Consider the following 19,983-nt stretch of genomic DNA (forward strand, 5'->3'; position numbering starts at 1 on the left):
AAAGTCAAGAGAAATTCTCTTGACTTTTTTTATTTTTAAGAACTAAAAATAAGTTCAATGTTATTTGACAAATCAAAAATTTATATTCTTGTTTTGTTGGTGTTTTTTAGTTGTGGTAAATCAACAAAGGATAAAGAAAAAATGAACAAAATAGTTGTCGCACACAGAGGGGCTTCAGGATATCTTCCTGAGCATACCATGGAAGCAAAAGCAATGGCTTACGCCATGAATCCCGATTATATAGAGCAAGATTTGGTATTGAGTAAAGACAACGTGCCCATTGTTATTCACGATGTGTATTTAGATGATGTAACCAATGTGGCTCAATTATTTTCTGATAGAAAAAGAGAAGATGGACGTTACTATGTTATTGATTTTACTTTTGATGAATTACAACAATTAAAAGTAACTGAACGATTTGACCCTAAAACAGGTAAACAATACTATCCTCAAAGATTTCCAAAAGGTAAAGGAAATTTTAAGCTACACTCTTTACAAGAAGAGATTGAATTAATTCAAGGATTAAATTATAGTACAGGGAAAAACATTGGGATTTATCCAGAAATTAAAAATCCTGAGTTTCATCACAAGAATGGAAAAGACATTGCAAAAATTGTATTAGAGATTCTTTCAGACTATGGATATACAACCAAAGAAGATAAATGTATTTTTCAATGTTTTGATGCTAAAGAATTAGAAAGGGTTCGGAAGGAATTAAAATCAGAACTGTTTTTAGTACAATTGATTGAATTTCCAGAAGAAACTAAACAGTTAAAATATTTTGCATCATACGCAGACGGATTAGGTCCGTGGTATAAGCAAATCTTAGATGAAAAAGTAAATGATACATGGAAATTTACACCGTTAGTTAGGGAAGCTCATGAGTTAGGTTTAAAAGTGCATCCCTATACGTTTAGAGCCGATCAATTAAAAGAGTTTTCATCTTTTGATGAAATGATGCAAGTATTATTGTTTGAAGCCAATGTAGATGGAGGTTTTACCGATTTCCCAGATAAGATGGTTAGTTTTTTAAATAAATAGTTGAAAAGGTTTATTTGTGGTTTAAACAGGTTTATGAAGTAACTTCAATAAGTTTGTTTCGGTAAGCCGATAGGAGTTTAGATTTAGAGATAAAACCAACATATTTTTTATCCTTTATCACAGGCAAGTTCCAAGCATCACTTTCCTTAAATTTTTGCATTACCTCAGCAACCGAGTCATTGTAAGAAATAACAGCAGGGGCACTTCTCATAAAAGTTTCAACAGTTACTTTGTCGTACATCTCACTATCAAACATAATAGGTCTGATATCATCCAGTAAAACAATACCTAAAAATTGCTGTTTTTCATTAATAACAGGAAAGATATTTCGATTAGAATTGGAAACAGATTTTTTAAGCATCTCACCTAAAAGCATTTCAGAATGCACAGCTTTAAAGTTTGTTTCAATCAACGAATTAATTTTCATCATCATTAATACGTTTTTGTCTTTGTTATGTGTAATAAGTTCACCTCTTTCAGCTAATTCAACAGTATAAATAGAATTGGAGATAAAGTATTTTGTTACGGCAAAAGAAATTGCTGCTACTAACATTAAAGGAACAAATAAATCATACCCTCCAGTAATTTCAGCAATTAAGAAAATAGCTGTTAAAGGAGCGTGTAATACACCAGCCATTAATCCAGTCATTCCAATTAAGGTAAAATTAGACTCGGATACATTACCACCTAATTGATTAATAATCTTTGCACATACATTACCTAAGGCACTTCCCATAACTAGTGTTGGAATAAAAATACCTCCAACACCACCAGCGGCAAAAGTAGTAGTCATGGCAATAGCTTTAAACAAAGTGATTAGTAATAGTAAGCCAATTACTACCCAAACATTTTTAAAGTTTACATCATAAGGAATGTCTTCTAAAGCAGCCAATGTATTCCCTTCCAATAAGTTGTTAATTAGGTTATACCCCTCACCATATAAAGGTGGAATTAAATACAGCATTAATCCAATAGCAATTCCTCCAAAAATTAATTTATGAATTGGTTTTTTAATTCTTTTGAAAAAATTGATGATTCTAAAATAGATTTTTGAAAAGTATACAGAAGCAATACCCGTTGCAATACCCAATAAAACATAATAAAAAACATCATTAATTTCAAAAGTATCTATGAGTTCAAAACCGAGTAAGGCATCTTTTTCAAAAAAGAAATAAGAGGTTACTACGGCAGATACTGAAGCTAATAGTAATGGAACTAAAGATGCAAAAGCCAAGTCTAAACTAAAAATTTCTACGGCAAAAATAATAGCAGCAACAGGAGCTTTAAACATTGAAGACATTGCACCAGCTGTAGCACAACCAATTAACAACATTCTTGTTTTTCTGTTCATATGAAACAGTTGCGACACTGTCGATCCTAAAGCTGCTCCAGTACTTACGGCTGGGCCTTGTAATCCTACAGAACCTCCAAAACCAACGGTAATAGGAGCAGTAATTAAAGAAGCATAGATTTTATACTTTTCTATAATTCCACTTCGCTTAGAAATAGCGTGTAATGTGGTAGAAATTCCATGACCTATTTCTTTTTTAATAAAGCGTTTTTTGATGTAGTACACCAAAACTAAACCGATAATAGGAAAGATAAAATAAAGAGAATGATGAATGTCTTTAATGAATCTTCCTTCTAATATGTTTTGAAAAAAAGAAGTAAGGTTTTTTAATATCAATGTTCCAATACCTGCTAAAAAACCAACAAAAACACTTAAAACATATACAAATTGACGTTCGGAAATATTTTTATATCTCCAAATAAGTATTTTTTTAAATATGGATTTCTTTTTTGGCATTAGTTGATTGCTGTTGTTAACTGGGCAAAGTTACTATACAATCTAGGGATTATAAATAATAACCCGTTTTATTTAGCGCTTAAATAATCGGTACCTAAATAACCGTTGTCTTTATTGTAATACCAAGCTCTGTTTTTTGGAAATTTAATACCGTTAATAACTTCTTCTTCAGATAATAAAATATACTCGCCGCTGTTAGGCTTGCTCTTAAAAAACTGATACACTTCCATGGCATACGTTTTTGGATTGAAATAAAAATACCAAGTATCTTTTCCAACAGCATGATCATAAGTAGCTTTTAAAACTAAGTATTCCTTACCTTTAAACTTTTTACGTTCAACTTTATCGTGAATAATAGTTCCGTTATCTTTTAATTTCATTGGAAGACCATATAAATATGTATAATAGTTCTTATATAAATTGGCTCTGTCGCAACTTAGTTTGTGTTCTTTTAAAATAGCTTCTGACGGATTTTCTTGTCCGTTAAAACCAATTTTACACTCACCTTTATTAACAGTATACTCTGTTGTGTTTTCTCCTCTGGTAGCTTTTACATAAAAATATTCCTGAGGTAGATTGATTTTAATCTCACTCTTTCGCTCAGAGCTTTTAGGAGTTTTCATAGTTACAAACAAAGTTCCGTTAAAGGTTTCCCAGTTACCATTAGGATCGTGATATTGAATTGCTTTTTCTAACAGTTCTTTACCAGTAAGTTCTTGTGAAAATAATTGAATAGTAAGAAATAGTAAGAAAAATGTGATTAGTTTTTTCATGATATTATTGTTTAGATAAAGAGGATTTAAAATCGGTTAAGTCACCCAAATATAATTGTCTTAAAGTTTCTACGTAAGGTCTTTTATTATAATAGCCTTCGTTAAAATCTTTAATAGCAGCATCAATCATAGATTTTGCTTCTTCAACTTTTCCTTGTTTTTTTAATATGAAAGCTTTGTAATATTTAGCATCTGCACTAAAACCATAAGAGTTTTTTATCAAACGATCAAAACAAGCCTGAGCTTTATCGTATTTGCCTAATTCAAGATAAGCAATACCTTGATATAAAAAGGCAGTTACATCAACAGAGTTTTCGCTAAAGTCTTTAATTTCTTTGGTAATGTATTTGTCAAAGTAATAAATAGATTTTTCGTAATTTTTTAAACCTAAATAAGCAATTCCTCTCCAAGCATCTACACTAAGTCCTTGAGGAGCATCTATAAAATCAGGAGTTAAAACATCGCTGGCATCAAAATCGGCAATAGCTTTTTTATAATCTCTATAAAACCATAAGTACAAATATCCTCTCCAAGGAATTCGGGATACAGAATCTAATTTTAGTGCTTTGTCGTATTGAGGTTTCCATTTATGAGGCATTCCTCTTTTTAAATGCGCAACCGATAGTTCGTAAACACCTTGTTCAAAAGTTGGGTCTATTTCTAAGGCTTCAACAATTCCATTTTGAAAAGGAGTTGAGCCTTGAGTAAACATAATGGCTTCTTTATATCTTTTTTCAGCAAGTTGTCTTTTGCTAATTGTATTTGCTTCATTTTTACATGAGAACATTAACAGAAGTGCAATAAGACTAAGGGATAATTTCAGTAACTTTTCCATTTTCAATTCTATAAGAGATATACATATAATAGTTATGAGGCTCGTCTTCGTAAGAAATAACATTCCAATGACTCGAGTTTGAAGTAAACTTAAAAAGTTCGTCAACCATTTTAGAGTTTAAAGGAGATTCGTTTAAATCTAAATCCATTTCAATAATTTCAAACCAACCAGCATTTCCTTCACAATTCACTAAAAATCGAAAGTTTAAGTATCCAGAGTCAGTATAAGTACTGTTGGCATTAAATGTAGCATTAAGGCTATCTCTAAATTGTTTTTTAGATCCGTTGTATGCTTTTAAGCTAGCACTGCTATAAGTGTGCATGATTCCAACATCTTTACACAGTTTGTATGTGTCGTTTAAAAGAGCCTTATCGGTATCTATATAACCAACATAATGTTTAAAGGGTTTGTTTTCGGTATCATACGCTTTTTTAATGTAGAAATATCCATAGAGGGCTATTCCAGCAATAGCAATAACAATAGTAGCTAAACCTATTAGAATTACTTTAACAATTTTCTTTTTTTTCATGAAATGAAAGTACTAAAAATCTTGTTAACAGTTTGGAGTTATAGGTCGATTTTTAAAAGTTCTTTCAATTGTTGCTTTCCTTTAGAAGTTAAGATTAGTTCTCGGGTGTTTTTATGTTTTCTGAACCAATCTTTTTGAAGCATTACTTCTAAAAATACATCACCTAATGCACCCGCAATATGATGCTTTCTTTCACTCCAGTCTAAACACTGATGTGCAAACGATCTTTTTAAGTTTTGAATTTCTTCAATATGAATACCTAAGTTTAAAAACCATTGCTTTCCTATACTGGTAACAGAATATTGTTTATGTACAGGAGTAATGATTTGATGAGAGATTAATGCTTCTGTAATTTTTACGCCCACTTCACCAGCTAAATGATTGTAGCATGTTCTGGCATAGGTAAATGCCGAAGCTTTGGGTTTTTTAACTTTTGTGTAATCTTTTTGCAAGGAAAGTAAACTAGCCATAGATTCAATAACTTGGGCTACTTCAGGAGAGCTAAACCTATAATAGCGGTGCCTTCCTTGTTTTTCTACAGAAAGAATATTCTTTTGAAGAAGTTTAGACAAATGATTACTTGCCGATTGTAAAGAAATACCGCTACAGTTAGCCAGTTCAGTTGCAGTATAAGCTCTTCCATCTAGTAAATTCCATAGCATTATAGCTCTAGACTTATCGCCTAAAAGACTTGCTATTTCGCTAAAATCGTTTTCTAAACTTTCCATAGGATTAATCCCAAACTTGTGGTCTTTTAATGTGCAAGGTTCTTAAATAACTTAATAACTGACCTGTATGAACCGCTTCATGATACACCATTCTGTTTAAATAATCGCCTAACTCTTTTACTTGATTTACTTCTTTTCGATGAATAACAATGTCTTTTAAATCATTCATAGATAATTGTTCTATCATTCTGTATAGTTCCGTTTTATATGATTCTGCGAATTGCAATTCATGGTCAACATCAATAAACGCTAAATTTTTCCATGGCGATGTATAGTTGCCTAAATTACCTCTATTTTTTATAATAGTATGAAATAAATGTTCTCCTTCCAGCACATGACGTATCATTTCAATACAGCTCATGGCTTTTGCATCAGGTTTCCATTGAAGGTATTCAGATGGAATTCCTTTCCATAAGTTAATACTTCTTCGTCTAGTTTCTTTAAAGTTTAATAGAATGATTGATTTTGACTCCATGTGTTTTGCTTTTTCACAAAAGTAAATTCAAGGAGATTTTAATACTTCATTTTAAAATGAACTATTAATGTTTTTGTTGTTTTTTCTTTGTTGAGGTAATAAATCAATTAATAATTATGAAAAACGAGTATAAGTATACAGCAACTATAAATTGGACTGGAAATAAGGGAGAAGGAACATTGAATTATAAAAGTTATGAAAGAAGTTATACTATAAACATTAGTGATAAACCACAAATTTTAGGTTCATCGGATGTAGCTTTTAAAGGAGATGGTAAAAAACACAATCCGGAAGAACTTTTAGTTACAGCAATAGCATCTTGTCATATGCTTTGGTATTTGCATTTATGTTCAGAAGAAAATGTGATTATAACAGCTTATAAAGATGCTGTTTCTGGTGTTATGGAAATTGATAAAAAAGGGAAAGGTTGTTTTTCAAAAGTTACTTTAAGTCCTACAGTTGCAGTTTTAGAAGCTTCTATGAAAGAAAAAGCAATAGCTTTACATGAAAAAGCAAATGAATATTGCTTTATAGCGAACTCTGTCAATTTTATAATTGAGCACAATCCAGAATGTATTGTTAAGTCATAAAAAAATCCCGCACTAGGCGGGATTTAAATATTTATGCTTCTTCTTGTTGAATATCTAATTGAATACTCAATTCTTGTAATTGTTCGTTATCAATAGTAGCAGGAGCATCAATCATTACATCACGTCCTGAATTGTTTTTAGGGAAAGCAATAAAGTCACGAATTGTTTCTTGTCCACCTAAAATAGCTACTAATCTATCTAAACCAAATGCTAACCCTCCGTGAGGTGGTGCACCGTATTCAAAAGCATCCATTAAGAATCCGAATTGAGCTTTCGCTTCTTCTTCAGTAAATCCTAAATGCTTAAACATAATTGCTTGTGTTTCTTTATCGTGAATACGAATAGAACCTCCGCCAATTTCGTTACCGTTTAATACTAAATCGTATGCATTTGCTTTTACAGCACCTGGATCTGTATCTAATAATTCTAACTGTCCTGGTTTAGGTGAAGTAAACGGGTGGTGCATTGCGTGGTAATGACCAGTTTCTTCGTCTAATTCTAATAATGGGAAATCAATTACCCATAATGGAGCAAATTCGTCTGGTTTACGTAAACCTAAACGCTCAGCCATTTCCATACGTAAAGCAGATAATTGCGCACGTACTTTATTGGTGTTTCCTGATAATATACAGATTAAATCTCCTGGCTTAGCTCCAGTTTTTTCAGCCCACTTCGCTAAATCATCTTGATCGTAAAACTTATCTACAGACGATTTGAAAGAACCATCTTCATTACATTTTACATATACCATTCCTAAAGCACCTACTTGTGGACGCTTTACCCAGTTAATTAACTTATCTATTTCTTTACGAGTATAAGAAGCTCCTCCCGGAACAGCAATACCTACAACTAATTCAGCATCGTTAAATACTTTGAATTCTTTGTGCTGAGCTACGTCGTTTAACTCACCGAACTCCATTCCAAAACGGATGTCTGGTTTGTCGTTTCCATATAAACGCATAGCATCGTCAAATAACATTCTTGGGAATTTATCAACCTCAACACCATTAATTTCTTTTAATAAGTGACGAGTCATTCCTTCAAAAATCTCTAAAACATCTTCTTGCTCAACAAATGCCATTTCGCAGTCTATTTGTGTAAACTCTGGCTGACGGTCGGCACGTAAATCCTCATCTCTAAAACACTTTACAATTTGAAAGTATTTATCCATTCCACCAACCATTAATAATTGTTTGAATGTTTGAGGCGATTGAGGTAATGCGTAAAACTGACCTGCATTCATTCTCGATGGTACCAAGAAATCACGAGCTCCCTCAGGAGTAGACTTGATTAAATATGGAGTTTCAACATCAATAAATCCTTTGTCAGATAAGTATTTACGAACTTCCATCGATACTTTGTGACGGAAAATTAAGCTGTCTTTTACTGGATTACGACGAATATCTAAATAACGATACTTCATACGAATATCTTCACCACCATCTGTTTCATCTTCAATAGTAAAAGGAGGTAATTTAGCATCATTTAAAATTTCTAAGTTTGTAACTAAAACTTCAATATCACCAGTAGGAATATTAGCATTTTTAGATTGACGCTCTATAACTGTACCAGTTACTTGAACAACAAACTCACGACCTAATGTTTTGGCTTTGTCCATTAATTCTTTAGAAGTACGTTCTTCATCAAAAATTAATTGTGTAATTCCGTAACGATCACGTAAATCTACCCAGATCATAAAACCTTTATCACGTGATTTTTGTACCCAACCAGAAAGGGTTACCTCAGTATTAATGTGCGAAGCTCTTAATTCGCCACAAGTATGCGTTCTGTACATTTCTTGAAATTTTGAGGTGCAAAATTAAGGATAAATGTTAGGAACTTAAAAATTACTAATACTTAGTTTTAGAAGAAATAATTCTAATTTTAAAAAATAAGAATAAAGAAGAGAATCTATTATTTATTTTAGCACAGCTTAATTAAAGAAAATGACAAAACAACTTAATTATATTATTCTTGCTATTGCAGTTTTAGTATTCTTATTACTCCAGTTACCCTATTTTGCTATTGTACAATATCCTTTTCGATTATTAGGAACTTGGTTTCATGAAATGGGACATGGCTTAACCGCTATTTGTGTTGGAGGAAGTTTTAAGTATTTAGAAATCTACGAAAATGGAGGCGGAGTTGCTTATTATACGCTAAGCAATGCATTTATGCCTATTTCTATTGGGAATGCAATTGTAGCTATTGGAGGTTTATTAGGACCGGCAATAGCTGGTGCGGTATTAATAGCAGGAGCAAAGCATACCAAGAGTGCAAGTATTTTATTGCGCCTTCTAATAGGAGTAATCATATTGTCGTTAATTGTATGGATACGATCGTATTGGGGTGTTATTGTATTAGGAGCTTTTGCTGTTCTTTTTATAATCATCACTTTGTTAAAGAATAAAAAAATAGAAGTGGGAACCTTATTGTTTTTAGGAATGCAATCTGTTTTAAGTAGTTACTTACAGTTAAATTATTTATTTACCAAACAGTTTGTAAGAGGCGGACAGGTACAAAATTCAGATACACAAGCCATCGCTGAAAATACATTTGGTACTTATTGGATGTGGGCTTTAATTGTAATAGTAATCAGTTTTTATATTGTACTTAAAAGCATTCGATTCTATTTTAGAAAGTAACAATAAAGAGAAGTCTGTTTAAAATTATAGTTCTTTGGTTTTTCAAGGAATCTTTTTATTCATTTGCAGCAAAAGAATTTAAAATGACCTTAGCAGATTTTACCCATAAATTAAAAACAACACCAACAGCAATTATCTTTTCCGAAACAATGGCAATTATAGAAGATCTGTATGAATTTACACCTTCGGCTTTTAAAAATGGAAACATAGAGAATAGTGCTACCCAAAATTTAGGCTCTTGTAAAGTATTTGCCTTTGCTACAAAACAACAGTTTACAAAAGAAGAAGCCTTGGCATGCTTTGGTCAGTATTACTTCAAAGATGTACTAGAAAATCCTAACGGGACAGATCATCAAAACATTAGAAATTTTATGCAAACTGGTTTTGAAGGATTGGTTTTTGAGCAAGAAGTACTAGTAGAGAAGGAATTATAACTTAAAAACTTCAGAATAAACATTCAAAACTCGTAGAATCTATCAGCGAGCTTCGGGGAAGCTTTCGTCGAGTTTCAATTGCATCAGCGAACTTCGCTGGCGCTTCTGAATTTGTGCGAGAGCATCAGCGAGCTTCGCTGAAGGTTTCGCAGAAAAAAAAAGTATCAACATACGGTGGTAAAGAAAACTTTATAAAAAGATTATTTAAACACGAAATTTTGAGATAATTTTCTGATACAAAAAGTGTATTTTTAGGCTTTTCAAAAAATAGTTATGTCTAAAAATACACTTCTAGGAATTTTGTTTGTAATTGCTCTGATAGCGTGTAAACAAGAAAAAGAAATCCAAGTTTTAAAACCTTCTAATTATTTCGATGTTCTAAATAAAGAGTTTACGGGCGATTTAGCTTACGAAACCACTTCTTTTGTAGAGAAATATTGGCGTGTTGTAGGAAATACCGGTTTTAATAAAAGTGTATTTAAAATAGCCGAAGAATTAGAAAAAGCTGGTTTTGTAAAAGAAGAAAAAGCTACTTCCAAAGATTCTTTAACTTATAGAATAGAAAAAAGACCTTTAGAAAAACCTACGTGGGAATCTGTAGATGCTACTGTAAAAATTATTGGCGACAGCACAGCATTATTGCAACATAACACCAATAGAAATATGATTGCTTTAAATTCTTATAGTACCCCAAAAGAAGGGGTAACCGCTGAGGTGGTTTATGTAAAAGACTTAAAGCAATTAAAAGCGTTAGACATAAAGGGTAAAACTGTTTTTACTGAGACAAGTCCATATAGAATTTTTAATCAAGCCATTGTAAAAAGTGGTGCGGCTGGTTTAATTACTTATAGCAACCCAAAGTACTTGCAGCCAGAAAAGAATACAACTTCTATTCAATTTCGTTCAATTCCTTTAAATGAAACAATAAAACCATGGGCAATAGCCATGTCTTATGAAGCAAAAGAAAGATTAAAGGCAAAGCTTAAGGAAGGAAAAGTTGTTTTAAATGTGATGGTAAAGACGAATATTTACCCATCTGAAGAGTTAACAATTATTGCTGATATTAAAGGAAATCAGTATCCTAAGGAGCGATTGGTTTTTAGTGCGCATATACAAGAACCAGGGGCGAATGACAATGCTACAGGTGTTGGAGTTTCTTTAGAAATGGCAACTCTTACAGCAAAATTGAAAGAGCAAAAACGATTTTCACCTAATAGAACGCTAACTTTTTTATGGGGAGATGAAATTGTTTCTACCAACCGATATGTAAAAGAAGATAGTATAAGAGCTAAAGACATTAAATGGGGAATATCTTTAGATATGGTAGGAGAGGATACTAAAAAAACAGGTGGAACATTTTTAATTGAAAAAATGCCTGATCCAAGTGCTATATGGACAAGAGGAAATGATAAGCACACAGAGTGGGGTGGACAGAAAATGAAATTGAGTCAAATGAAACCTCATTACTTAAATGATTTTTTAATAGATAAATTTAAAGAACAAGGAAAGCGCGCAAATTGGGTAGTAAATACCAATCCATTTGAAGGAGGAAGTGACCACGTTCCATTTTTAAAGAGGAATATTCCAAGTGTATTGTTTTGGCATTTTACAGATCAGTTTTATCATACCGATAATGATCGTTTAGATAAAGTATCAAAAGAAACCTTAAAAAATGTTGGAGTAGCTTCTTTGGTTTCGGCATATTCATTAGTCAATGCCAATGATAAGACTGCAAAGGCGATTTTAAAGGATATTAAAAAAGTTGCTTTTTCTAGGTTGAAAGAAGAGCAAAAGCAAAGTGAGCTAGCCTTAAGCAAGGGTGATTCTTTAAAAACTCAAAAAGCAATTATCAATGCTTGGAACGATTGGTATATAAAAACAGCCAAAACAACAGAAGATGTGGTAAAAAACAATGCAACTTTTATTTCGGATGTTGAACAGACGCAAAAAGCAATAGATTCTGTTTCGTCAAAAATAATAGAAGCACTTGTTAAAAAGAATCAGTCTTTAACTTCTGAAAATAAATAGTCGCTGCTTTTTTAACCTTTGGAGCTAAGATTAATGTAGAGATAACGGTTGGAATTGCCATTAAAGCATAGGCACTATCCATTAAGTTAATTACAAAATCTAATTTAATTACAGAGGCAATTACAATGACAAACACATAAATGTAATTGTAATATTTTCCAACTTTTGAATTGGTTAAATAACTCAAACAACTATAACCATAAAAAGAGTAGGTGAATAAGGTTGAAAAAGCAAAGATTAAAACACAAATGGTTAAAATAACACTTCCAGAATTGTAAGGAAGTACCGAGTCGAAAGCTGCTAATGTCATGGTAATTCCGTTACCATCAAAACCTTTCCAAATACCAGAAGCTAATATAGCAAGAGCAGTTAAGGTACATACTAATAAAGTATCAATGGCTGGCCCTAACATGGCTACTAAACCTTCTCGTATAGGTTCCTTAGTTTTGGCAGTACCATGCATCATTGGAGCGGTTCCTAAACCTGCTTCATTAGAAAAAGCAGCTCTTCTTACTCCTGTGATAATTAAAGCTCCTAAAGCACCACCTAATACCGATTTACCTGTAAAAGCATCAGTAAATATTAATGAGAAGATAGCAGGAACGTCTTCAATTTTTAAAATCAATATTGTTGTAACTGTCAATAAATAGATAACTACCATTAGAGGAACTAGTTTTCCAGCTACTTTTCCAATTCGTTTAATTCCACCAAAAATTACTGTAGATACAATAATTGCTATTGAAATTCCTAACAGAAGTTTAGCAGTAAATTCATTAGCTTCATTAACCTTAAAAACATCTACTAATGTTTGTGCTAATTGGTTTGCCTGAAAAGCAGGAAGTGTTCCTACCAAACCAGCAGTAGCAAAGAAAACAGCTAAGGGTTTCCATCGTTTACCGAGTCCTTCAGTAATAACATACATAGGCCCTCCTTTTACATCACCAGTCTCATCTTTACCTCGATACATTACCGACAAACTACAGGTAAAAAACTTGGTGGCCATTCCTACAAAAGCACTTACCCACATCCAAAAGATAGCACCAGGACCACCTGTGGCAATAGCAATGGCAACACCACTAATATTTCCCATTCCTACCGTAGCTGCAATTGCGGAAGATAAAGCTTCGTAATGAGATAAGTCACCAGGCGAATCGTGTTTGTCGTATTTTCCTCTCAAAATAGCAATAGCGTGTCCAACATATCGAAAAGGAATTAAGCCAGAGTAAATGAATAAAAAAAGCCCACCACCAATTAATAAAATCAATAAAGGAATTCCCCAAACCCAAGAACGAAAGTGAGCTACTAGGTTTTGAATATCTAATAAATTAGGAAACTCAATAATTAAGTTTTGAAAGTCAGACAGCATACATCTATTTTTAGCTAATGTACTAAAAGTGAATACAAAAAAAGAACGATACTTAGATATTAACAAGTATCGTTCTTTTGTTTATTTTTTAGTTAAAAGTCCTTATTTAATAAGTATTCCTTTTTTGCCTAAAATATCAATATCTCTTAAGAAACCTTCTTGAATTGTTTCTGCTTGAAAGATGAAGGTTTTGTCTTGTAATTGGTTATTTTCAAAGAAACTTACCTGAAATCTATTGTCTAACGCAAATAATTCAGGCTGCATTACTTCAAATTTAGAATAAGAGTTCGCAGGTAAAACATCTATTTTTCTACGGAATAAAGAAGTTGTTTTTGTATCAGAAAAACCTTGAGAAACAATTACAACCATTTCTATAGCTACCTCTTTTCTATTTATAATGTATACACCCCATTCATCTGAATTATCCTTTTCGTTTTTATCTAAAACAACAGCGATTTCAACATTTGTAACTACGGGTATTTCAATATCTTTTCTCATTAAAACTATATTAAAAGAAAGACGAAAGCTTGTATTCTTTCGTCTTTTATGTGTTTTTGTATAATTAAATTACAGATTTAAACTGCTCTAAGAAACGCTTATCGTTTTCATAGAACATACGAATGTCTGGTATTTGGTATAATAACATAGCAATACGCTCAATACCCATTCCAAATGCATATCCAGAGTATTTAGTAGGATCGATATTCGCATTTTTCAATACGTTAGGATCTACCATACCACATCCCATAATTTCTAACCAACCTGTTCCTTTGGTAATTCTATAATCAGTTTCAGTTTCTAATCCCCAGTAAATATCTACTTCAGCACTAGGCTCAGTAAATGGGAAATATGAAGGACGTAAACGGATTTTCGATTTACCAAACATCTCTTTAGTAAAGTATAATAATGTTTGCTTTAAATCGGCAAAAGAAACATCAGTATCAATGTATAAACCTTCTACTTGGTGGAATATACAGTGAGCTCTTGCAGAGATATCTTCATTTCTAAATACACGTCCTGGAGAAATTGTACGAATTGGTGGTTCGTTGTTTTCCATATAACGAACTTGTACCGATGAAGTATGTGTTCTTAATAAAGTATCAGGATTTTTTTCAATAAAGAATGTATCCTGCATATCACGTGCAGGGTGATACTCTGGTAAGTTCAATGCTGTAAAGTTATGCCAATCATCTTCAATCTCAGGTCCTTCAGAAACAGTAAAACCAATACGATTGAAAACTTCAATGATTTGGTTTTTTACTAAAGAAATAGGATGACGAGAACCTAAGTTAATTGGTTCTGATGGACGAGTTAAATCTCCATAAATACCTTTCTCTTCAATAGCGCTTTCTAAAGCATCATTTAATTCAGCAACTTTACCTTCGGCAGATTTCTTTAAATTGTTTAATGCTTGACCAAAGTCTTTACGTAATTCGGCATCAACATTTTTAAATTCAGCAAACAAATCTTTTAATAGACCCTTGCTACCTAAATACTTTATTCTAAAGCTTTCTACTTCTTCTTTAGAGGTAGCTTTAAAGGATTGAACATCACCAATTAGTTCTTTTACTTTATCTAACATAATCTTTCCAAAAAGTTAAGCTGCAAATTTACGCTTTTTTGCGAAAAAATAAGTGCTTTTTAAAGTGTTTGCGAAATCGTTGTAGAATTAGGTAAAATAAAGCGTTAAATAGAAATTAAGGAATTGGAAATTAATTATATTTGCAGGATAAAATTGTTTATAATTTATAATAACAGAACAACTAATTTTATGGAATCTAAAATAAATGCATTTATGGATTACGTGAAAGAACGTAATTCATATGAACCAGAGTTTTTGCAAGCTGTACATGAAGTAGCAGAAACTGTAATTCCGTTTATAGAAAACAACCCAAAATATCAAGGAAAGAAATTATTAGAGCGTATGGTTGAGCCAGAGCGTACTATTATGTTTAGAGTTCCTTGGGTTGATGATAATGGAGAAACACAGGTAAACCGCGGTTATAGAGTTGAGTTTAACTCAGCTATTGGACCGTATAAAGGAGGATTACGTTTTCATCCATCAGTAAACTTATCAATTTTAAAGTTTTTAGGATTCGAACAAGTTTTCAAAAATTCTTTAACAACTTTACCAATGGGTGGAGGAAAAGGAGGATCTGACTTTAATCCTAAAGGAAAGTCTGATAGAGAGGTTATGGCGTTTTGTCAAGCTTTTATGTCTGAATTATTCCGTCACATTGGTGCTAATACAGATGTACCTGCAGGTGATATAGGTGTTGGAGGACGTGAAATTGGATTTATGTTCGGTCAATATAAGAAATTACGTAACGAGTTCGTTGGAGTTTTAACAGGAAAAGGTTCTGCTTGGGGAGGTTCTTTAATTAGACCTGAAGCAACAGGATATGGTGATGTGTACTTTGCACAAAACATGTTAAAAACTAAAGGAGATTCTTTTGAAGGAAAAACAGTAGTTGTTTCTGGATCAGGAAACGTTGCACAATACGCTACTGAAAAGGCTACTGAATTAGGCGGTAAAGTAGTAACTATGTCTGATTCTTCTGGATACATTCATGATGCTGATGGAATTGATGCTGAGAAATTAGCTTACATCATGGAAATCAAGAATGTTCGTAGAGGAAGAATTAATGAATACTTAGAAAAGTATCCAAACGCTAAGTTCTTTGCTGGTGAAAGACCATGGTCTGTAGCTTGTGATGTAGCTTTACCATGTGCAACTCAAAATGAGTTAAATGGAGAAGAAGCTAAAACATTAGTAGCAAATGGATGTATTTGTGTTGCTGAAGGAGCTAATATGCCTTCTACACCTGAAGCTATTGAAGTGTTTAGTGGAGCTAAAATATTATTTGCACCAGGAAAAGCATCAAATGCTGGAGGAGTAGCAACATCTGGTTTAGAAATGAGTCAGAACTCTTTACGTTACAACTGGACTAGAGAGGAAGTTGATGGAAAATTAAACCAAATTATGAACGATATTCACGCATCTTGTGTTGAGTATGGTACACAAGAAGATGGTTATGTTGACTACGTAAAAGGTGCAAACATTGCTGGTTTTGTAAAAGTAGCTGATGCAATGTTAGATCAAGGAGTTGTATAATTTATATAACCTTATATACAATAAAAAACCTCATAGCTAGCTATGAGGTTTTTGTTTTGTGAGAGATTGGTTTTTCTTCTTATTTGTTTCTAATAGTCAAAGGAATCTTATAAACTCCATTAGAAGATTGATTTAATGAGCTGTAAACTTTTTTATAATTCAATCTGTTTTTTATATAATCACAAATTTGTGTTTTTTCACAATCTACATTTAAAATAACAATCTCACCTTTATTATTAAGTGTAAATTCTACAATCGTTTTAACTTCATTGTCTAAAGTAAATTTTGGATTTCCTAAGAGTGTAACGATTTTGGCTCTAATTTCTTTTTTGCTTGGATTTTCATTTGTTGAGAATACCGAAGTACTGATTAAAGTAACAAATACTAATACTAATAGCTTTTTCATTTTTAGGGTTTTAATTTAGTTATGGATGTGTTTAATTTAATTACTGTAAAAGTATTGGTAATTAGTTGTTTATGTTTGTTTTTGTTCGTTAGTAAAAAGTGTTTTTTTGGTTAAAAAACAACTCTTTTTATAATAGTTTACATTCAGTTAATATTGAGTAATTGCGTTTTTTTGAAAGAAAAAATTGCATTGATAGTATTAGAACTTTCTTTTTTTTAGTGAATTTGATATTTTAAAAGTGTTTTACCATAAACTCGTAAAAAATCAAGTTTAGCTTTATGTTTATTGCTGAAGTATATTTTGTATTTTCGGAAGATAAATTATTAGTAAATGTCACTTAAAAAGAGAAAAAAGGTACATACAATTGCCTTTTATAATGTAGAGAATTTATTTGATACTGTAAATGATCCATTTATTGCCGATGATGATTATACACCATTAAGTAAAAGAAGATGGAATGAGAAAAAATACTATCACAAAATAAAGAAAATATCATCTGTTATTAGCCAATTAGGTAATAAGGAATCAGCTTATCCTCCAGCTTTAGTTGGTTTAGTTGAGGTTGAGAATAGTAGAGTTGTAAGAGATTTAATTAGGCATAAAAATCTATCTGTATACAATTACGATTTTGTGCATTACGATTCTCCAGATGAAAGAGGTATTGATGTTGCTTTGGTTTATCATAAAGACTTTTTTGAAGTGGTTTCTTCAGAAACTCATACATTGCATTTAACAGATGAGATAGGAGAAATTGATTATACTCGTGATGTATTGGCTGTTAAAGGATGGTTAAATGGTGAGTTAGTTCATGTTTTAGTTAACCACTGGCCATCGCGTAGAGATGGTGAAGAAGAAACAAGACCTAATCGTATTAAAGCAGCTAAATTAGTTAAAGAGATTATGGAAGAAATTAAACATGATGAAAAAGATGCTAAATTCATTGTTATGGGCGATTTTAACGATGATCCAACAAGTGAAAGTATCAAAGACTATTTAGTTACTGATGATTTGTATAATCCTATGAAATCGCTATTTGAAAAAGGAAAGGGAACACTAACATTTTCTGGTAAATGGCATTTGTTTGACCAGATTATCTTTTCTAGAGATTTCTTCGATTCAGAAAAGAGTTCTCATACATTTTTAAAGGCTAAAATTTTAAATAAAGATTGGTTACGTACTAATAGAGGTAAATATAAAGGAAGTCCGTTTAGAACTTATATTGGACCATGGTACAAAGGAGGGTTTTCTGACCATTTTCCGGTATACATAACTTTAGAAAAAGACGATTAACAAAAAATCCCGAGAGAATTCTCGGGATTTTGTTATTTATAATTAAATCTTCTGTTTATTCAACAGTAACAGATTTAGCTAAGTTTCTTGGTTGATCAACATTCTTACCTAACATTACAGCAATATGGTATGATAATAACTGTAATGGGATAGTAGTTAATAAAGGCGTTAAAGCTTCTTCTGTTTCAGGAATTTCAATCACGTGATCTGCAATTTCCTTTACAGTTACATCTCCTTCAGTTACGATAGCTATAATTTTACCGCTTCTAGATTTTATCTCTTGAATATTACTAACTACCTTTTCGTAATGTCCTTTGTTTGTAGCAATCACAAAAATTGGCATGTTCTCGTCAATAAGAGCAATTGGTCCATGTTTCATTTCGGCAGCTGGATACCCTTCTGCGTGGATATATGAAATCTCTTTCAATTTCAAAGCTCCTTCTAAAGCAACTGGGAAGTTAAATCCTCTACCTAAATATAAACAGTTAGTTGCGTCTTTATAAACATTAGCAATCTCTTGAACTTTAGAATCTATTTCTAATAGCTTTTCTACTTGGGTAGGTATTTGTTGCATTGTATGTAAATACTTATTTACAGCAGATGCAGATAAAGTACCCTTAGCTTGTGCAAGTTTTAAGGCTATTAATGTTAATACCGTTATTTGAGTTGTAAACGCTTTTGTAGAAGCAACACCAATTTCAGGACCAGCATGTGTATAAGCTCCAGCATGTGTTTCTCTAGCGATAGACGATCCAACAACATTACATACTCCAAATACAAATGCTCCTTTAGATTTAGCTAATTTAATAGCAGCTAATGTATCAGCAGTTTCTCCAGATTGTGATATAGCTATTACAACATCTTTTGATGTAATAATTGGGTTTCTATATCTAAATTCAGAAGCATATTCTACTTCAACAGGAATACGAGCCATATCTTCAAAAAGATATTCTCCGACTAAACCAGCATGCCAAGACGTACCACAAGCAATGATGATAATTCTGTCTGCATTTAAAAATTTAGAAATATGATCGTTAACACCAGCCATTCTAATAATACCTTCATCGGCAAGCATTCTACCTCTATAGGTATCTATAATAGCTTTTGGTTGTTCGTAAATTTCTTTAAGCATGAAGTGATCGTATCCTCCTTTTTCAATTTGCTCTAAGCTTAATTGAAGTTCTTGGATATTTGCATCAATCTCCTTGTCGTTATCAATTTTACGAACTTTAATTCCTTTGTTTTTTTTGATGATAGCTAATTCGCCATCTTCTAAATAGATAGCATCTTTAGTATACTCAATAAAAGGTGAAGCGTCAGAAGCAACAAAAAATTCTTCGTTGTTTTTACCAACACCTATTGCGATAGGGCTTCCTAAACGAGCTACTACTAATTCATTAGGTTTTGTTTTATCAAAAACAGCAATAGCATAAGCTCCAATCACATTAGTAAGTGCTAATTGAACAGCTTTACCTAATTTACAACCTTCATTCTTTTTTACCTCTTCAATTAGGTTTACTAACACTTCTGTATCAGTATCACTTTTAAAAGTGTAGCCTCTACTAATTAATTCTTTTTTAATGGTATCATAATTTTCAATAATTCCATTATGAACAATTACTAAGTCTCCTGATTCAGAAAAATGAGGGTGAGAGTTTACATCATTTGGTACTCCATGAGTTGCCCATCGAGTATGACCAATACCTATTTTTCCTTCTTTTCTTTTTTCTTCTTTGTTGGTAATAATTTCTAAATCAGCTACCTTTCCTTTGGTTTTAGATAAATGCATGCTCTCGCCATCATACATCATGATTCCAGCACTATCGTAACCTCTATATTCTAAACGTTTTAATCCGTTTATTACAATAGGATAAGCGTTTCTGTCTCCTATATACCCCGTTATTCCACACATAACTCTTTA

Annotated in this window: 19 protein-coding genes; 7 read left to right on the forward strand and 12 right to left on the reverse strand. The window is 32.2% G+C overall.

All coding sequences use genetic code 11. The features are described from left to right. Positions 1–57: 57 nt before the first annotated feature. Positions 58–1,041: a glycerophosphodiester phosphodiesterase gene (gene glpQ, locus Q0958_RS03935; RefSeq protein WP_299119862.1), complete on the forward strand. Its 984-nt coding sequence runs from the start codon at positions 58–60 to the stop codon at positions 1,039–1,041. A gap of 31 nt (positions 1,042–1,072) precedes the next feature. On the opposite strand, the gene Q0958_RS03940 is transcribed toward glpQ, so the two are convergent. The 6 genes from Q0958_RS03940 to Q0958_RS03965 all read right to left on the reverse strand — a co-directional run bounded on the left by Q0958_RS03940 (position 1,073) and on the right by Q0958_RS03965 (position 6,188). Further along, positions 1,073–2,848, reverse strand: a complete 1,776-nt coding sequence (locus Q0958_RS03940) for a chloride channel protein (RefSeq protein ID WP_299119865.1) — start codon at positions 2,846–2,848, stop codon at positions 1,073–1,075. A 68-nt stretch (positions 2,849–2,916) separates the two neighbouring features. After that, on the reverse strand, positions 2,917–3,621 hold the full coding sequence (locus tag Q0958_RS03945; RefSeq protein ID WP_299119868.1) for a DUF6503 family protein: 705 nt from the start codon (positions 3,619–3,621) through the stop codon (positions 2,917–2,919). Positions 3,622–3,625: 4 nt separating this feature from the next. Next, positions 3,626–4,456 (reverse strand): tetratricopeptide repeat protein, encoded by an 831-nt coding sequence (locus Q0958_RS03950; protein ID WP_299119871.1) that lies wholly within the window; start codon positions 4,454–4,456, stop codon positions 3,626–3,628. Further along, on the reverse strand, positions 4,428–4,985 hold the full coding sequence (locus Q0958_RS03955; RefSeq protein WP_299119873.1) for a hypothetical protein: 558 nt from the start codon (positions 4,983–4,985) through the stop codon (positions 4,428–4,430). The genes Q0958_RS03950 and Q0958_RS03955 overlap by 29 nt, the downstream gene beginning before the upstream one ends. A gap of 38 nt (positions 4,986–5,023) precedes the next feature. Continuing rightward, entirely contained in the window at positions 5,024–5,713 is a 690-nt protein-coding gene (locus tag Q0958_RS03960; RefSeq protein WP_272150829.1) for a helix-turn-helix transcriptional regulator, read from the reverse strand. 4 nt (positions 5,714–5,717) lie between these two features. Beyond that, on the reverse strand, positions 5,718–6,188 hold the full coding sequence (locus Q0958_RS03965; RefSeq protein WP_299119877.1) for a DinB family protein: 471 nt from the start codon (positions 6,186–6,188) through the stop codon (positions 5,718–5,720). 116 nt (positions 6,189–6,304) lie between these two features. Between Q0958_RS03965 and Q0958_RS03970 the strand changes: the two genes are divergently transcribed. Continuing rightward, positions 6,305–6,778, forward strand: coding sequence for an OsmC family protein (locus tag Q0958_RS03970; RefSeq protein WP_299119880.1), 474 nt, complete (start codon positions 6,305–6,307; stop codon positions 6,776–6,778). 31 nt (positions 6,779–6,809) lie between these two features. On the opposite strand, the gene aspS is transcribed toward Q0958_RS03970, so the two are convergent. Continuing rightward, complete coding sequence (aspS, locus tag Q0958_RS03975; RefSeq protein WP_299119883.1) at positions 6,810–8,573, reverse strand: aspartate--tRNA ligase; 1,764 nt, start codon at positions 8,571–8,573, stop codon at positions 6,810–6,812. Positions 8,574–8,724: 151 nt separating this feature from the next. Here aspS and Q0958_RS03980 point away from each other — a divergent pair, with 151 nt between their 5' ends. The 3 genes from Q0958_RS03980 to Q0958_RS03990 all read left to right on the forward strand — a co-directional run bounded on the left by Q0958_RS03980 (position 8,725) and on the right by Q0958_RS03990 (position 11,885). Further along, positions 8,725–9,423, forward strand: coding sequence for a M50 family metallopeptidase (locus Q0958_RS03980; RefSeq protein WP_299119886.1), 699 nt, complete (start codon positions 8,725–8,727; stop codon positions 9,421–9,423). An 83-nt stretch (positions 9,424–9,506) separates the two neighbouring features. Next, complete coding sequence (locus Q0958_RS03985) at positions 9,507–9,857, forward strand: HopJ type III effector protein (protein ID WP_299119888.1); 351 nt, start codon at positions 9,507–9,509, stop codon at positions 9,855–9,857. 273 nt (positions 9,858–10,130) lie between these two features. Further along, positions 10,131–11,885: a M28 family peptidase gene (locus tag Q0958_RS03990; protein ID WP_299119890.1), complete on the forward strand. Its 1,755-nt coding sequence runs from the start codon at positions 10,131–10,133 to the stop codon at positions 11,883–11,885. On the opposite strand, the gene Q0958_RS03995 is transcribed toward Q0958_RS03990, so the two are convergent. From Q0958_RS03995 to pheS, 3 genes are all read right to left on the reverse strand, one after another. Next, a complete protein-coding gene (locus tag Q0958_RS03995) occupies positions 11,848–13,251 on the reverse strand; it encodes an alanine/glycine:cation symporter family protein (RefSeq protein WP_299119892.1) in 1,404 nt (467 codons plus the stop codon). The two genes, Q0958_RS03990 and Q0958_RS03995, sit on opposite strands and share 38 nt — an antisense overlap. Positions 13,252–13,353: 102 nt before the next feature. Then, positions 13,354–13,749 (reverse strand): hypothetical protein, encoded by a 396-nt coding sequence (locus Q0958_RS04000; protein WP_299119894.1) that lies wholly within the window; start codon positions 13,747–13,749, stop codon positions 13,354–13,356. Positions 13,750–13,813: 64 nt separating this feature from the next. Next, positions 13,814–14,833 carry a phenylalanine--tRNA ligase subunit alpha gene (gene pheS / locus Q0958_RS04005; protein WP_299119896.1) on the reverse strand — a complete coding sequence of 340 codons (1,020 nt, stop codon included), beginning with the start codon at positions 14,831–14,833 and terminating at the stop codon, positions 13,814–13,816. Positions 14,834–15,022: 189 nt separating this feature from the next. On the opposite strand from pheS, the gene gdhA reads away from it, so the two are divergent. Further along, on the forward strand, positions 15,023–16,366 hold the full coding sequence (gene gdhA, locus Q0958_RS04010) for an NADP-specific glutamate dehydrogenase (RefSeq protein ID WP_299119898.1): 1,344 nt from the start codon (positions 15,023–15,025) through the stop codon (positions 16,364–16,366). A 79-nt stretch (positions 16,367–16,445) separates the two neighbouring features. On the opposite strand, the gene Q0958_RS04015 is transcribed toward gdhA, so the two are convergent. Then, the gene (locus tag Q0958_RS04015; protein ID WP_299119901.1) at positions 16,446–16,772 is read right to left on the reverse strand and encodes a hypothetical protein; all 327 of its coding nucleotides are present in this window, start codon (positions 16,770–16,772) and stop codon (positions 16,446–16,448) included. A gap of 330 nt (positions 16,773–17,102) precedes the next feature. Here Q0958_RS04015 and Q0958_RS04020 point away from each other — a divergent pair, with 330 nt between their 5' ends. Continuing rightward, complete coding sequence (locus Q0958_RS04020) at positions 17,103–18,062, forward strand: endonuclease/exonuclease/phosphatase family protein (protein WP_299119904.1); 960 nt, start codon at positions 17,103–17,105, stop codon at positions 18,060–18,062. 55 nt (positions 18,063–18,117) lie between these two features. Here Q0958_RS04020 and glmS read toward each other — a convergent pair whose 3' ends face one another. Next, positions 18,118–19,974: a glutamine--fructose-6-phosphate transaminase (isomerizing) gene (glmS, locus tag Q0958_RS04025; RefSeq protein ID WP_299119905.1), complete on the reverse strand. Its 1,857-nt coding sequence runs from the start codon at positions 19,972–19,974 to the stop codon at positions 18,118–18,120. Between the last annotated feature and the right edge of the window lie 9 nt (positions 19,975–19,983).

The organism is uncultured Tenacibaculum sp., assembly GCF_947499065.1.
In the GTDB taxonomy this organism is placed as follows: Bacteria; Bacteroidota; Bacteroidia; order Flavobacteriales; family Flavobacteriaceae; genus Polaribacter.

Bases quoted from the DNA above. Each gene is read 5' to 3' on its own strand.
- pheS (WP_299119896.1), bottom strand. From the start codon at position 14,833: ATGTTAGATAAAGTAAAAGAACTAATTGGTGATGTTCAATCCTTTAAA.
- glpQ (WP_299119862.1), top strand. From the start codon at position 58: ATGTTATTTGACAAATCAAAAATTTATATTCTTGTTTTGTTGGTGTTT.
- Q0958_RS03945 (WP_299119868.1), bottom strand. From the start codon at position 3,621: ATGAAAAAACTAATCACATTTTTCTTACTATTTCTTACTATTCAATTA.
- Q0958_RS03940 (WP_299119865.1), bottom strand. From the start codon at position 2,848: ATGCCAAAAAAGAAATCCATATTTAAAAAAATACTTATTTGGAGATAT.
- Q0958_RS03990 (WP_299119890.1), top strand. From the start codon at position 10,131: ATGTCTAAAAATACACTTCTAGGAATTTTGTTTGTAATTGCTCTGATA.
- Q0958_RS03980 (WP_299119886.1), top strand. From the start codon at position 8,725: ATGACAAAACAACTTAATTATATTATTCTTGCTATTGCAGTTTTAGTA.
- Q0958_RS03960 (WP_272150829.1), bottom strand. From the start codon at position 5,713: ATGGAAAGTTTAGAAAACGATTTTAGCGAAATAGCAAGTCTTTTAGGC.
- Q0958_RS03950 (WP_299119871.1), bottom strand. From the start codon at position 4,456: ATGGAAAAGTTACTGAAATTATCCCTTAGTCTTATTGCACTTCTGTTA.
- gdhA (WP_299119898.1), top strand. From the start codon at position 15,023: ATGGAATCTAAAATAAATGCATTTATGGATTACGTGAAAGAACGTAAT.
- Q0958_RS03995 (WP_299119892.1), bottom strand. From the start codon at position 13,251: ATGCTGTCTGACTTTCAAAACTTAATTATTGAGTTTCCTAATTTATTA.
- Q0958_RS03970 (WP_299119880.1), top strand. From the start codon at position 6,305: ATGAAAAACGAGTATAAGTATACAGCAACTATAAATTGGACTGGAAAT.
- Q0958_RS04015 (WP_299119901.1), bottom strand. From the start codon at position 16,772: ATGAAAAAGCTATTAGTATTAGTATTTGTTACTTTAATCAGTACTTCG.
- Q0958_RS03955 (WP_299119873.1), bottom strand. From the start codon at position 4,985: ATGAAAAAAAAGAAAATTGTTAAAGTAATTCTAATAGGTTTAGCTACT.
- Q0958_RS04020 (WP_299119904.1), top strand. From the start codon at position 17,103: ATGTCACTTAAAAAGAGAAAAAAGGTACATACAATTGCCTTTTATAAT.
- glmS (WP_299119905.1), bottom strand. From the start codon at position 19,974: ATGTGTGGAATAACGGGGTATATAGGAGACAGAAACGCTTATCCTATT.
- Q0958_RS03965 (WP_299119877.1), bottom strand. From the start codon at position 6,188: ATGGAGTCAAAATCAATCATTCTATTAAACTTTAAAGAAACTAGACGA.
- aspS (WP_299119883.1), bottom strand. From the start codon at position 8,573: ATGTACAGAACGCATACTTGTGGCGAATTAAGAGCTTCGCACATTAAT.
- Q0958_RS03985 (WP_299119888.1), top strand. From the start codon at position 9,507: ATGACCTTAGCAGATTTTACCCATAAATTAAAAACAACACCAACAGCA.
- Q0958_RS04000 (WP_299119894.1), bottom strand. From the start codon at position 13,749: ATGAGAAAAGATATTGAAATACCCGTAGTTACAAATGTTGAAATCGCT.